The organism is Roseibium sp. ROS1, from assembly GCF_054658215.1.
Window position 1 is genome coordinate 1,749,890 of record NZ_BAAGIG010000002.1, and the last position, 13,230, is coordinate 1,763,119.

Here is a 13,230-nt window from a genome sequence, read left to right on the forward strand (position 1 = left end):
ATTGTTACGCTTCTCGCAGGATCAAAACCGCCGCGTCGAATTCCTTGCGCTTGTAGGCCCGGACGAGAGCAGCTTCCGCGTCTTCGCCCCAGCGCTCGATGTTGAAGTCCTCTTCCACATGAGCGGCCGTCCAGGCGGCATCGGCGTCGAGGTAGTCTTCCAGCAGACCAAGCCCCAGGAGCGCGGAGCCTGTCAGGCTGGTGATCGTATGGAGCGCTGCGAGGCGCATCGGGGTCAGGTCGGAAAGTCGGGCCCGATAGGCGACAAGCAGCGGTTCCGGCTGGGCAGCGTGAATGACACCTTCGATCAGCACGAAACGGCCGCCGAGCAACTCGCCTGCCCAGTCCACGACCGGATCCCACAAGCGCCTTTGGGTGTCGATAAGGCTTTGCGGATCGTCCGCGCGGTAGCACAGCGCATCATTGCCGGCAAACCGGGTGATATCGTCAGCCACTTCGCCAAACCGGATGCTGACTGCATCAAGCGCTGAATTGGAAATCCGGGTCAGCGGCATGGTGGCCGGATTGATTTCCTTCTGCTGTGCCTGCCATTCGGCGGCAACCGCTGCAGCAAGCGCCTCACTCGGCAGCAACAAGGCCGCCTTGCCCGGTGTCTTGACGGGCCTTCCGTCCAGATGGATCGCGAAACCGCCGTCCACGGCAACATGGGCTGCTTCCTTGTAGAAACGCTTAGGCAATTCGCGCCGGGAGAGTTCGCGCGCCCGCTGCTCCGGATCCTTGGCCGCATCTTCCTGCAAGGTTTCAAGAAAGTCGCGCATCACATTGTTTCCTTGTCGAAATCCAGAAGTTCACCAAGTGTCAAATCCAGCTCGGTATAGGTCTGGATGATCTTGTCTGCACCATCAGCACTCAGCCGGTCATGATCATGATACCCCCAGGCAACGCCCAAGGCATGTGTGCCGGCGGCCTTGGCCATCGCCATGTCAAATCCGGTATCACCGATCATGATGGTTCGTGTCCTGTCCGCTCCGGTCTCCGCCATTGCCCGCAGCACCATGTCCGGATGAGGCTTGGAGGGCGAGGTATCAGCGGTTTGGACGGTCACGAAGCGTCCATGCAGATCATGGGTATCCAGCATGTGCGTGACCCCACGCATCGCTTTGCCGGTGGCAATCCCAAGAAGGACATCGTCACGCGCATTCAACCGGATGATAGCCTCGCGAGCACCCGGATAAAGCGGGTCGAGATCCAGCCCTTCCCTCCTGCGGGACCACTTCGCCTGTTTATAGGCGTTGGACATCACCGGGATCTTGTCCTGGTGTTCAGGTCCAACGAGATCCAGAAAAGCCTCGTCAAGCGACCGTCCGACGATTGAGAGCGCCGTTTCCCGGTCAGGCATGGGCAGGCCCGCAGCCTCGAAACCGACCTGCAGGCCCTGCAAAATGGTTTTCTGACTGTCCACCAGCGTGCCGTCGACGTCGAAGATGATCAGATACATGGGCATCCTGTGCCAAGCGAACGGAAAGTAGCCCGCATGTGCCGGGTTTTCCCCCGGGGGTCAAGAGCACATTTGACACTGCGCCGGATTGGAAGTTTTGCCGACATCTACGTCATTGATTGGTAAATTCAACAATAGGCAAAGACTTCCACAGTCTGCGGCAAATTGACGTTCAATCTTTGGATATCGCCAATTTTGAAAAACCGCCCGAAAATTGCCTCTTTAGAGTGATTACCGGTCTCTTGGCCGCTTGCATATTTATCGTAAAGAACTTGGTTACCATGATCGACGATACTGCTGCAGGCGGGTGGGCATGAACGTTTGGGGCAAGATTGTCACCAAAGGATACGAATTTGGAGCGCGGTCGAACAAGACCGGCGTAACAGAGTGGTTTTGTCTGAATGATTCAGAAGAAACAAAAGGTCGGCCTGAAGGGGCAAGCAAAATCCCGGAAGACCAGCCGGACTTTTTATACGATCCTCGCGGGGGCAACTTTGGTGATATCCGGCTTGGCCGGAACCGCCACTTATCTTGGAACCTCGATCGCCCCGTCTCATTTTGTCGCCGCCGGCACTGAGCCGCAGGAGAAATTGACGCTTGCGCAGACAACCCCTGCCACAGCTTCTCTTGGTCTGGCCCCGATAGCGCTGACAACGAAAAAACGGCAAAGCGCCGAAGCGGAGGCCGCTCTTGCAGCGGAAAAAGCCGCTGAACAGGCAGCAGCAATAGCTTCGAAAGCAGAAGCTGCCCTGAAGGCGGAAGCGGCGGCACTCGAAGCCGAGGCTAAAAAGGCTGCGAAGGTGGCCCTTGCCGCCAAGCTCGCAAGGCTGAAACTCGCCCAGACACTTCTGGCCCATCAAGCTGCTTCAGAAACCACAAGTGTTGCCGCGCTCGATGAACCGGCAGCCGATGGCACTGCGCCGAATGTCGAGGTCGCAGCGTTACAAAGCGTCGGCACCACGGCTGAAGCAGAGACGAATGTTGCTGCAAAACCTGAACAGACGGCCGTGAACATTGCCATGGCTGCGGGTAGTTCGGCCAAACCCGGCGCCATTCTGCCGCCAACCCCGGACATGAAACCCGAACCGCCGCGCCGCAGCGCGCCTGTGGTTGCAGAAAACCGTCCTGAAGGCAGGGAAAAGCCTGAACAGGCGTCTCCCGTTCTGGCCTATGCAACGCCAGGAAATCCCGAAGAAGACGAAAACGGAGTGTTCGGCGGTCTCGGCAAATTGTTCGGCAGCGCCAAGCCCGGACTTCCCGGTGCAGGCAGCAAGATCGCCGTCTATGACATCAGCGCCGCAACCGTTCACATGCCGGACGGCACCAAGCTGGAGGCTCATTCCGGCATTGGACACCGGATGGACAATCCGAAGTTTTCGCACGTGAAGATGCTCGGCCCGACGCCGCCCAACATCTACAACTTGAGAATGCGCGAGCGGCGCTTCCATGGCGTGGAGGCCATTCGCATGCTGCCGCAGGACCGTGCTGCCATGAAAGGCCGTGACGGCATGCTGACCCATACGCGTCTGCTGCGCCGCTCCATTGGTTCCCATGGCTGTGTTGCCTTCAAGGACTACAACAAGTTCCTGAACGCATTCAAACGCGGCCACGTGAAGACCTTGATCGTCGTTCCGTCGATGGAAAAGCTGCCGACCTACATGGCAAAACTTCAGCGGAGCACAGGAGCCTGACCTTGCAGGCAACTGCCGGATTGGATATGCCTTCTAAACATCCCGTTTTCAGTCGAAAGCGGGATGTTTCATCGTTTTGAGGCCGCCAGCACGTTCTGGTCTGACGGCCTCAATCAGGCAACTGCCATTGCAGTATAGCGCCCTGCCCGCCCGGAGCTTTTCTTGACCAAGATCATCCTGTTGCTGCTGTTCATGATTGCCGCGATCCAGGTGATCAAACCGCTTGGCTGGCCTGGTCTCAGGAAACGCTCGGATGCCTGGAAACTGGTGGCGGGCGTTGTGTGCATCACCTTTGCGTCGGTGATCCTGGGTGCACTGTTTCAGGGCGTTTGATTACGTCCACCAGGTTTGCAAACATCCGACAGCGAGCTCCCTTCAAATGCTACGATCTGACGACGCTCCAACTCTGCATCTGTTTTGCGGCAAGGTTGCTTCCGGCAAGTCGACATTGGCGGATCGCTTTGCCGAGCGTCCCGGCAACATTCTCCTGCGGGAAGACGTCTGGCTATCCGGTCTCTACGCTGACCAGATGTCCAGCCTCGCAGATTTTGTCCGCTGTTCGTCACTCTTGAGAAAAACGATAGCGCCGCATGTGGCTGCCCTGCTGGAAAGCGGTCTTTCCGTTGTACTGGACTTTCATGCCAACACGAAAGAAAGCCGGCAATGGATGCGCGCCATTGCCGACAAGGTCGAGTGCAAGCATCAGCTTCATTTTCTCGATGTGCCGGATGAGGTCTGCAAGGAACGCCTTCGCCAGCGCAATGCCGCCGGCAAGCACGAATTCTCGGTGTCCGAGGCAGAGTTCGACCGGATCTCAAGCCACTTTCAGCCACCAGCGGAAGACGAGAGCTTCAATCTGAAGATCTATCCCGCCGCCGGCAGCTAGGCTTCTGGCAAAGCAGAGAAGCGCTATCAGCGCTTGTTGAGCGCGTCGTCGGGATCATCCACTTCCGGATCATAGTCCGTTGCATCAAATCCAAGCAGATTCCAAGTCTGCTGCATGTGCGGCGGCAGCGGCGCCGAAACATCGATCGTGCCATGGCCCGACGGATGCGGGATCACGATCCGGCGCGCCAGCAGATGCAGGCGGTTCTGGATACCACCCGGCAGCTCCCAGTTCTCGATATTGAAATACTTGTCGTCACCGATGATCGGATGGCCGATATGGGCCGCATGTGCGCGCAACTGGTGCGTTCGACCCGTCACCGGTTTCATCGTCACCCAGGAAAGCTTCTGGCCGGACTTTTCGAAGACGGAATAGAGCGACACGGCGTGCTGTGCTTCATCGTCGCCCTGACGAACGATCTGCATGCGTTCTTCGCCGTCATTTCTGGCCAGGAAGGTGGAAATGCGGCCCTGAAACGGCTTCGGAACACCCGCCAGGATTGCCCAGTAGATCTTTTGGGTATTCCGGTGACGGAAGGCCTTCGTCAGTTCCTGCGCGGCCTGACGCGTACGGGCAACCAGAATGATGCCGGAGGTCTCACGGTCAAGACGGTGCACCAGACGCGGCTTGTTGCCCTTGCGGTCGGTATAGGCGTCCAGCATGCCATCCAGGTGGCGCTTGAGGCCTGAACCGCCCTGAACAGCAAGACCTGCCGGCTTGTTGAGCACCATTACCTGGCTGTCTTCAAACAGCAGCATGTCCTCAATGGCCTTGCGGTCGTCAGCAATCAGCTTGGTGGATTTCGGCTTGGCATTCTTCTTGTCGTCCGCCGGAAGTTCCACCCCGAGAGGTGGAATACGGATCATCTGCCCCTTGGCGATACGGGTGTTCGTCTCGGCACGCTTGCCGTCGACGCGGACCTGCCCCGTACGCAGCAGTTTCTGCAGATGACCAAATCCAAGGCCCGGGTAATGGGACTTGAACCAACGGTCGAGGCGCATGCCCGCCTCATCGGCGGACACTTGTTTCTGTTCAATCGCGGACATGTTTTTCTCAAATTCGGCATCCGGCCTGCCGCCGTGACGCGCATCCATCGCCCCTGCATCAAGGCGGGGGGAAAATTCGTTCCGCAGCGTATAGGCGGAATCGGCCCGAAAGGGAAGGAATTCTTAAGTTGCGACCTGGCGCATGATCATCAGTCCGGCAAACACGGCAAGAATGGACAAGGCGACAGAGGCAAGAACATACATGAGTGCCAGATGCGTGTCGCCGCGCTCCCATAGCACTGAGGTGTCGAGCGAAAACGCGGAGAACGTCGTGAAGCCGCCGAGGAAGCCGGTCGCCACGAAATAGCGCAATGACTGCAGGTTGCCGGTCTCATGGCGAACCAGCCAACCGATGAAAAGCCCCATGGCCAGTGAGCCGACGACGTTGACAGTTAGAGTTCCGACAGGAAAACCCGTCCCAAACAAACGGAGCGTCGCAAGCGACACCAGATGCCGTCCGCCCGCACCCAGACCACCGCCCAGCATCACCAGCAAAAGATGTTTCAAACCGTCGCCCCGCTTCTAACTGGTCCCAGCCGTCCCTGAATACGCCGAGTTCAATCCATGCATGGGTGAACCATCACGGAATCTGCCGGGTCAGGGAAAGCCCTATTCGCCGGGAGCCGCCGGCTTTGCAGCCGATTTTTCGCCCATCTGTTCAAACACCTTGACCTGTTCATCGTACTTCGGGTCGATGGTGCCGCAGACACGGTCCCAGAACGAAAAGAAATTGGCGTAATTGTAGCGGAAGCGCGAATGGTGCTGGTCGTGGAAAGTCACGCAGACCATCGGCGAAGGCATACGCGACATCGGCGACGCCCAGAATTCGAAACCGGAATGGCCGATTGTGCCATTGAAATGGTCCCACAGCCGGTGAACGATGAGCACGGGGATCGGGATCGGCAGGAAGATGACCGCCCACAGATAATAGCTCTGCATGACAAAGGCATCGACCAGATCGTCGGAATAGGTACTCCAGACAGTCGGCGCGACCGAGCGGTGATGTTCCGCATGAAAACGGTACATCGCCTTCGTATGCATGAACCGGTGGCCCCAGTAGAACCAGGTGTCGAAAGCTAGGATGGACACGACAAACATCAGGATTGCCGACCACCAGGTCAGCTCCAGCGGCGCGACCAGGGTCCAGCCCTTCATCGAAAGGAAGATGCCGCCGGCAAGACAGCCCGCGGTCACGGTTAACGAATAGACGCTGGCCCGGATTTCCTTCCACATGCGCTTTTCACCACGCCGATTCTGCTGAATACGCCGCTCCGGGTGCCGGTCCTGTATCTTCACCAGCACCCAGCCGGTCGCAAAATACAGGAACACGTTCACAGCGTAGCACGCCGCGTAAATCGGCAGGAATTCAAGCAATATCGTCAGCGCCTGATCGAGCATATCTCTTCATACATCCATTTGGTCGGTTGGCTGACACATGTGATTACTGTGCGGGCTTACCCGGTTGCCTTGACTTTCGTTTCTTCCGAATCCGGAATTTCCCCGGTCTCTTCCATGGACCGCACCAGCACATCGTACTTCGGATGCACCGTTCCGCAGATCCGGTCCCAGAACGAGAAGAAGTTACCGTAATTGTAGTGAAACTGCGAATGATGCAGATCATGGAACGTCGTGCAAATCAGCGGCGAAGGGAATCGCGACGACTTGGACGCGAAATATTCAAAGCCTGAATGGCCGACCATGCCTGAAATCTGGTCGAACAATCGCAGGGCAAAAACGCTCAAGGCCGGCACCGGCAGCACGAACCAGACCAGAAAATAGAAAAAATGCTCGATCAGGGTGTCGACCGTGGTCGAGCTGTCGTTGCTCCAGACCGTCGGTGCGATCGAGCGGTGATGAGGCACATGGAACTTGTAGAGCGACGGCCAGTGAAGAATCCTGTGCCCCCAATAGAACCAGGCATCAAACAGGACGAAGCAAACGGCGAACATCAGCGGAAACGACCACCAGCTGAGTTCCAGCGGAGCGAACAGCGTCCAACCTTGGATCTGCGCGAAAAATCCGGACGACAGCAGGACGGAAGATGTCGCCAACGCCTTCATGGAGGCACGGATTTCCTCGGCCTGGCGTTTCATGCCGTCGCGGTGTTTCTGGATCCGCCGGTCAGGATGACGGGCATTTATCGCGATCATCGTGAACCCGGTCGCGAAATAGACCGCCACCATGGCCGCGTAGGTGAGTGCCAGAACGATGAGGTATTCGACGAATAGCCCCATCATGATTTTTCCTGTTTGCCGGTGCCGGCATAAAGCGCTTCGAACCCTTCCACCCGTTCGTCATAGGTCGGATGGATGGTGCCGCAGAACCGGTCCCAGAAGGAAAAGTAGTTGGCGTAGTTGTAGACGAAATACTGGTGATGCTGGTCGTGGTAGAGCGTGCACAGCAGTGGCCAGGGTTTGCGTGCGCTCGGGCTTGCGAAATGCTCATAGCCGCAATGGCCAATGGCGGCCGACACCTGATCGAACAACCGGTGGCCAAGGAAAACCAGTGGCGGAATTGGCACGACGAACAGCACAAGCGCATAATACGAATGGGCGAACAGCGTATCCACACTGGAGCCTGCATCGTTGGACCACACTGTCGGTGTCACCGTCATGTGGTGCGGCTTGTGGAAACGGTAGAACATCTTGGTGTGCAGGATCCGGTGCCCCCAGTAGAACCAGGTATCGTGCAGGGCCAACGAGATGACGAAGAACAACGGCACCGACCACCAGGACAACGCGACGGGGTCGAACAGCGTCCAGCCACGCAGCTGGGCATAAAGGCCGATGGAAAGACAGCAGCTCGTGATCGACAGCTGCCCCATCGAAGATTTGATATCGCGCAGGGCATCGTGGGTCGGCTGGCGTTTCTGGATCTTGCGGTCAGGGTGACGCCTGTTCATCACCGTCATGGTCAGACCGGTCGTGAACAGCACGATCAAGCTGGAAGCGTAAAGCACCAGAAAGAAACCCAGAAACACCTCCGGGCCGGTCCCAAAATGTTCGGCAATAAAAGTCATCAACTCAAATATCCACGCGCAATTCCCTGGCCACTTTTGTGCGTAGCGAAAGAGCGGACCTCACGTCAAGGAATGACTTGCCAAATTATGAATATTACCCGGTCAGACGCTTTCCGTCACATGAGCGAAATCGGGATAGATCGAACGGACCAGCTTGTCGACCCGGTCTATTTCCTCTGGAATATCAGAAAGTTTGCCACGTTCTTCTTCCAGAACCGCCAGAAAGATCCGTGCACGCGCCTGGTTTACCTGGATCTGCGGCAAAGTGCCCTCACCTGCCGCAGACAGCACGATGCTGACCAGCCTGTCGGCGGCGTTGAGACGTCCCCACAGATAATCATGTTCCCGCCAGCCGCGATTGAAGAAGGCACCGAACGTATTCAGGGACTTGCCCTTGAGGTCGAAACCTTCCGTATAAAGGCTTGCCGCGTCGGTCGGGCTGATGCGGTCGACCAGGATTTCCGTCACCTCAGAGAAGTCGTTGCGCTGCAACACGGGAAAGGTGATCAGATCGAAAAAACCGAACCCGATATAGGTCCCCATCAGGGATGTGTGACGGCTCTTGTCGAGAAGGTTTCGGGCCGTCTCGGCAAAGAGTTCGTCCTGAAGCCTGTCCAGATCGGCAAGCCCCATCATCTGTGTCAGGGATTTCAGCATTGGCTGGACATGCTCGGCAGCGTCCGGACCACCCGCCTCCGCTGCCCGAACGAACGTTTCGGCGAGTTCCCGACTGCGGCCACCGAAAAACCGGTCATTCCAGCGCCAACCCAGATGATCGATCTGCTCGTAGAGCAATCCCTTCATCTGATCGAGCGCCTCGAAATTGGGCGGCGGTAAGTCGGAGCCCGGACGATAGTGATAGAAGCCGTTGAGCTTGCGCACCGCAAAGCGAAGCCGGCGTATCCGGTAGTCGACATCCAGCCCGCGCAACAAGGCAACAACATGCGGGTCCGTGCGCCCCAGGATGTCCTTGCTCTCGGCTGTCAGGCGGCTGGTATGACGCGAGTACAGTCCCAGAAGGGCTTCTTCCTGGCCACGTGCACTGTCCAGCTCGCTGAGCCGCGCCGTCAGACCAGCCAACCGCTCAGCCAGGGAATGAAGTTTCAGGGACTGATAATTGAGAAAGGCGAACCCTGCCTGCTCGAATGCGGCCACGGTTGCCTGCTTGCGGCAGAACGAAAGAATGTCAGGTGTCACCCGGCGCCGCTTTGGCAAAATGCCCGCCACCGCCTTTTCCACCATCGGCCCCGCATCATCAATCAGTTGCGAGAGCCAGCGGCTGCGCCGGTTGTTCTGTTCAAGCTCTTTCAGATCATCGCCGATGGGCTCATTGCGCGGAATATGAGCGAGCGAAGCCAGGATCACGCGGAAGAACCCGGGCAGCTCCGAAACGGAGCTATCCGTTTCGACCGGAACCACTGGTGACGGATCCACATAGATCAGCCGCCGGGCAACTTCGCGCACCGCTGGCCGATCCTGAATAACGTCAATCACCGGCGCAAAGGGCTTGTTCATGACGACGCTTCCATCGACAAAACAATGCTGACCGGCTGTTTCGGACGTCAGGTTCAGCCCTCTTGCAAGAAACGCATCCCGGTTGCGCCACGTCAGGTCGTGATCGACCAGCACCCGCTCCATTTCCGCAACCGTTGCAGGAGGGAACGCCCCTGGAAAGGAGGACGTCGCACGAGCCGCAAAGACAATTTCCGGAATGCTGTCGGCATCGAACTGGCTTTCGATATCTCCTGGCATTCTGTGCGCGGCATGGAAACTCAGGATCCGGCGATGATCCCACTCCTCGACATAGTCCGGATCGTCCAGGTGAATGCGTCGCTTGATGCCGTTGTAATCGGTGATCGTCACGAACAGGTCGAGCGTCTGACCACGCGGGATCAGACTGCGGCCGGGCACGGCACCGTCCTCCATCTTCTGGCAGGCATCCAGCATCCAGCTGATGAACCGTTCACCGGAAAACGGCGGTGTGAACCAACGCGCCTGCATGAACAGTCGCAGCTTCTCGCGCGTTTCCGCGCTTTCTATCTGCTTTGTCAGCCGTGTGGAAATCAGCTGATCCAGCACCGGCGAAATGGAAATCTTCAGGTACCGGGACAAACCGGCCTGCGGCCGGGCCAAACGCGTGACATCGGCATTTTCCAGCCACATCTCGCTGTGGCTGTCGAGTGGCAGGTCGTGGGTGATGGCCCGCGCAAGCATGATGCCGTTGACGCCACCTGCAGACGCACCGGCAATTGCGTCAACCACCACCCGGATGTCGGCAACGGAGGACAACAGATCGAGCAGATCCTTGTAGGCACTTTGAACCGGAGGAAGCTCCTGATCGGGTACTTCCTGGGCAGAACCGTTCGACTTGCGGTCAAGGCGAACGCTCGACGCCCGAACAAGGTTGAGGATTTCCCGGCTTACGCCATGCATGTAGATGGCAAGCGAAACGCCGCCATAAAACACCAGCGCCAATCTGAGTTCGATTTCCTTCATGAGGTCACCGTGGGGAACATGTTGAAGTCCTAACACGAAAGAATGGCTACTATCTTTATGCGGCGGACCTTTCCATTCGCCAATCAAGACATGGCGGAACTATGCTCTCGCCCGATCACTTCTATGCAAACATGGTTTGACGACGAGGCTTGCCGGGAACTTGGCGCTCTGAAGCCTGCTACGATTTTCCCCCGCCTGACCTGTATATTCCGCTAAGATAGTTCATGGATCCGACAGTGATTCTTTAAAGTTCAGCATTATAAAACAGACAATGAGACCAGACCTTTTCGACGCGGAATGAAATGGCCAAGAGTGTAGATACAGCTGCCCAAAGCTCCGATGATACCGGGCAAGCCGAACAGACGACCTCGCTGCAATCCCTGCAGGAAGAGAACGACTATCTGCGATCCGAGTTGGAAGATCTGCGCCTCCTGTACGAGGCGACCATCGAGCATGGCGAAGCGGTCGAGGACCAGCTGGCGGATCAATCCACCAAGCTCGAGGCACTTTCGCGGCAGCTTGCCAAATACCTTTCGCCTCAGGTCTATCAATCCATTTTCGAAGGCCGTCAGGAAGTCAAGATTGCGTCCACACGCAAGAAACTGACGGTTTTCTTCTCCGATATCGCCGACTTCACCGAAACGGCGGACCGGCTTGAATCAGAAGAACTCACGGCAATCCTCAACCAGTATCTGACGGAGATGTCGAATATCGCGCTGCGCTACGGCGCGACCATCGACAAATACGTCGGCGACGCCATCCTGATCTTTTTCGGTGACCCGGAAACACGTGGTGTGACCGAGGACGCGCTTGCCTGCGTACGCATGGCCATCGACATGCAGGACCGGATGAAGGCTCTCCAGGGTGCCTGGCGGGAAGCCGGTATCTCCAAACCGATGAAATGCCGCATGGGGATCCATACGGACTATTGCACCGTGGGCAATTTCGGCAGCGAAGATCGGTTGGACTACACCATCATCGGACGTGGCGTGAACACGGCCTCACGCCTGGAAAGCCTTGCCACACCAGGCTCTATCCTGATCTCCTTCGAAACCTATTCGCAGGTGAAAGAGCAGATCAAATGCGCTGAAAATGGTGAAGTCAACGTCAAGGGGATTGCCTATCCGGTCTCCACCTACGAGGTAATCGGCCTGAAGGAACCCGTTCCGGTCAAGGATGATCTGGAGGTCGACCTGGTGTCCCGCCAGCTGGACAAGATTTCCGACACGATGGCACCGGAAGACCGGGACAGGCTGATCGCCACACTCAAGAGCGCCCTCGACCGTCTGACATCAACCGAAACCGCCTGATCTTTCAGGCTACTCGGATCAGCCTCGTTCCTTGCGCCGCTTGTCCCAGAACTCCAGACGTTTTCTCAGTTCCCGCTCAAACCCTCTCTGGGGTGGGTCGTAATAGGTCTTGCGGCCCAACTGCTCGGGAAAATAATCCTGACCGGAAAAGCCGTCGGGAGCATCGTGGTCGTATTGATAGCCGTCGCCGTACCCTTCCTGCTTCATCAGCTTGGTGGGCGCGTTGAGAATATGCTTGGGCGGCAGTAGAGAGCCGCTGGATTTGGCATCCCGCATCGCCGCCTTGTAGGCCACGTAAGCACCGTTCGATTTCGGCGCCGTTGCAAGATAGATCACCGACTGCGCAAGCGCCAATTCCCCTTCGGGCGACCCGAGCATCTGGTAAGCGTCACGGGCTGCGTTGGCTTGCACCAGTGCATTGGGGTCGGCCAGCCCGATGTCCTCAACCGCCATGCGGATAAGACGCCGGGCAAGATAGAGCGGGTCCTCCCCGCCATCCAGCATCCGGCAGAACCAGTAGAGGGCGGCATCGGGATCAGAACCCCGCACGGACTTGTGCAGCGCGGAAATCAGATTGTAATGGCCGTCAGCACTCTTGTCGTAGATCGGCGCCCGTCTCTGGACAATTTCCTGCAGGCGCTCGGCATCGAAGACCTCGTCCTCTCCTGCGGCGCGCCAGACATCCTCGGCCAGGGTCAGAGAAGAGCGGCCGTCGCCATCGGCCATGCGGATCAGCACCCGTCGGGCTTCCTCGTCAAGCGGCAGCTTACGCTCTTCCAACTCCTCTGCCCGCGCCAGCAGTTTTTCGATGGCGTCCGCGGAAAGGGAATGGAACGTCATGACGTGAGAGCGCGACAACAAGGCCGCGTTAAGCTCAAAGGACGGGTTTTCCGTGGTCGCACCAACCAGCGTGATCGTGCCGTCCTCCATCACCGGAAGGAAGCTGTCCTGCTGCGCCCGGTTGAACCGATGGATCTCGTCTACGAAGAGCAGCGTTGCCCTGCCGCTCATGCGCCGGGCGCGAGCCGTTTCGAACACCTTCTTCAGGTCCGAAACACCGGAAAAGATCGCCGAGATCTGTTCGAACGCAAGGTCCGTTTCATTGGCCAGCAACCGGGCAATGGTTGTCTTGCCGGTACCCGGTGGTCCCCAGAAGATCAACGAACCAAGCGTCCGCGTCTTCAGCATGCGCGACAGCGTGCCTTCCGGCCCGAGCAGGTGATCCTGCCCGACCACATCGGCAAGTTTGGTCGGTCGCATCCGGTCCGCCAGTGGCCGCGGGCCGGACTGGCTTAGTCCGGAAGCTTCGAACAGATCGCTCACA

The 13,230-nt window shown here is 57.8% G+C and carries 12 protein-coding genes and 1 pseudogene; 4 read left to right on the plus strand and 9 right to left on the minus strand.

Annotation, left to right across the window (positions count from 1 at the left end; all coding sequences use genetic code 11):
• Positions 1-4 precede the first annotated feature (4 nt).
• A complete protein-coding gene (locus ACYQ6M_RS16000) occupies positions 5-778 on the minus strand; it encodes an ATP12 family chaperone protein (protein ID WP_460074609.1) in 774 nt (257 codons plus the stop codon).
• Positions 778-1,458 carry an HAD-IA family hydrolase gene (locus tag ACYQ6M_RS16005; RefSeq protein WP_460074610.1) on the minus strand — a complete coding sequence of 227 codons (681 nt, stop codon included), beginning with the start codon at positions 1,456-1,458 and terminating at the stop codon, positions 778-780. The genes ACYQ6M_RS16000 and ACYQ6M_RS16005 overlap by 1 nt, the downstream gene beginning before the upstream one ends.
• Before the next feature lie 401 nt (positions 1,459-1,859).
• On the opposite strand from ACYQ6M_RS16005, the gene ACYQ6M_RS16010 reads away from it, so the two are divergent.
• The 3 genes from ACYQ6M_RS16010 (at position 1,860) to ACYQ6M_RS16020 (ending at position 4,035) form a co-directional block, all read left to right on the plus strand.
• A complete protein-coding gene (locus ACYQ6M_RS16010; RefSeq protein WP_460074611.1) occupies positions 1,860-3,149 on the plus strand; it encodes a DUF2778 domain-containing protein in 1,290 nt (429 codons plus the stop codon).
• Positions 3,150-3,311: 162 nt separating this feature from the next.
• Positions 3,312-3,482 carry a hypothetical protein gene (locus ACYQ6M_RS16015; RefSeq protein WP_022998263.1) on the plus strand — a complete coding sequence of 57 codons (171 nt, stop codon included), beginning with the start codon at positions 3,312-3,314 and terminating at the stop codon, positions 3,480-3,482.
• A gap of 46 nt (positions 3,483-3,528) precedes the next feature.
• The gene (locus ACYQ6M_RS16020) at positions 3,529-4,035 is read left to right on the plus strand and encodes a P-loop nucleotide/nucleoside kinase family protein (protein WP_209171583.1); all 507 of its coding nucleotides are present in this window, start codon (positions 3,529-3,531) and stop codon (positions 4,033-4,035) included.
• Between the two features lie 26 nt (positions 4,036-4,061).
• Here ACYQ6M_RS16020 and ACYQ6M_RS16025 read toward each other — a convergent pair whose 3' ends face one another.
• From ACYQ6M_RS16025 to ACYQ6M_RS16050, 6 genes are all read right to left on the minus strand, one after another.
• A complete protein-coding gene (locus tag ACYQ6M_RS16025; protein ID WP_035909367.1) occupies positions 4,062-5,081 on the minus strand; it encodes an RluA family pseudouridine synthase in 1,020 nt (339 codons plus the stop codon).
• A 123-nt stretch (positions 5,082-5,204) separates the two neighbouring features.
• Positions 5,205-5,588, minus strand: a complete 384-nt coding sequence (gene crcB, locus ACYQ6M_RS16030; RefSeq protein ID WP_460074612.1) for a fluoride efflux transporter CrcB — start codon at positions 5,586-5,588, stop codon at positions 5,205-5,207.
• A 102-nt stretch (positions 5,589-5,690) separates the two neighbouring features.
• Positions 5,691-6,479: a sterol desaturase family protein gene (locus tag ACYQ6M_RS16035; RefSeq protein ID WP_022998259.1), complete on the minus strand. Its 789-nt coding sequence runs from the start codon at positions 6,477-6,479 to the stop codon at positions 5,691-5,693.
• A gap of 56 nt (positions 6,480-6,535) precedes the next feature.
• Complete coding sequence (locus ACYQ6M_RS16040; protein ID WP_460074613.1) at positions 6,536-7,318, minus strand: sterol desaturase family protein; 783 nt, start codon at positions 7,316-7,318, stop codon at positions 6,536-6,538.
• A complete protein-coding gene (locus ACYQ6M_RS16045) occupies positions 7,315-8,100 on the minus strand; it encodes a sterol desaturase family protein (RefSeq protein ID WP_055654709.1) in 786 nt (261 codons plus the stop codon). Before ACYQ6M_RS16045 ends, ACYQ6M_RS16040 begins: the two co-directional genes overlap by 4 nt.
• Positions 8,101-8,202: 102 nt before the next feature.
• Positions 8,203-10,596 (minus strand): patatin-like protein, encoded by a 2,394-nt coding sequence (locus tag ACYQ6M_RS16050; RefSeq protein ID WP_460074614.1) that lies wholly within the window; start codon positions 10,594-10,596, stop codon positions 8,203-8,205.
• A 488-nt stretch (positions 10,597-11,084) separates the two neighbouring features.
• On the opposite strand from ACYQ6M_RS16050, the pseudogene ACYQ6M_RS16055 reads away from it, so the two are divergent.
• Positions 11,085-11,906, plus strand: a pseudogene (locus tag ACYQ6M_RS16055) (adenylate/guanylate cyclase domain-containing protein); the annotation flags it as partial.
• 18 nt (positions 11,907-11,924) lie between these two features.
• Here the strand turns inward: ACYQ6M_RS16055 and ACYQ6M_RS16060 are convergent.
• The gene (locus ACYQ6M_RS16060) at positions 11,925-13,229 is read right to left on the minus strand and encodes a replication-associated recombination protein A (RefSeq protein ID WP_077292685.1); all 1,305 of its coding nucleotides are present in this window, start codon (positions 13,227-13,229) and stop codon (positions 11,925-11,927) included.
• Position 13,230 lies beyond the last annotated feature (1 nt).

Coding starts and splice junctions, on each gene's coding strand:
- ACYQ6M_RS16000 (WP_460074609.1), bottom strand. CDS start 778: ATGCGCGACTTTCTTGAAACCTTGCAGGAAGATGCGGCCAAGGATCCG.
- ACYQ6M_RS16005 (WP_460074610.1), bottom strand. CDS start 1,458: ATGTATCTGATCATCTTCGACGTCGACGGCACGCTGGTGGACAGTCAG.
- ACYQ6M_RS16010 (WP_460074611.1), top strand. CDS start 1,860: ATGATTCAGAAGAAACAAAAGGTCGGCCTGAAGGGGCAAGCAAAATCC.
- ACYQ6M_RS16020 (WP_209171583.1), top strand. CDS start 3,529: ATGCTACGATCTGACGACGCTCCAACTCTGCATCTGTTTTGCGGCAAG.
- ACYQ6M_RS16025 (WP_035909367.1), bottom strand. CDS start 5,081: ATGTCCGCGATTGAACAGAAACAAGTGTCCGCCGATGAGGCGGGCATG.
- ACYQ6M_RS16035 (WP_022998259.1), bottom strand. CDS start 6,479: ATGCTCGATCAGGCGCTGACGATATTGCTTGAATTCCTGCCGATTTAC.
- ACYQ6M_RS16040 (WP_460074613.1), bottom strand. CDS start 7,318: ATGATGGGGCTATTCGTCGAATACCTCATCGTTCTGGCACTCACCTAC.
- ACYQ6M_RS16045 (WP_055654709.1), bottom strand. CDS start 8,100: ATGACTTTTATTGCCGAACATTTTGGGACCGGCCCGGAGGTGTTTCTG.
- ACYQ6M_RS16050 (WP_460074614.1), bottom strand. CDS start 10,596: ATGAAGGAAATCGAACTCAGATTGGCGCTGGTGTTTTATGGCGGCGTT.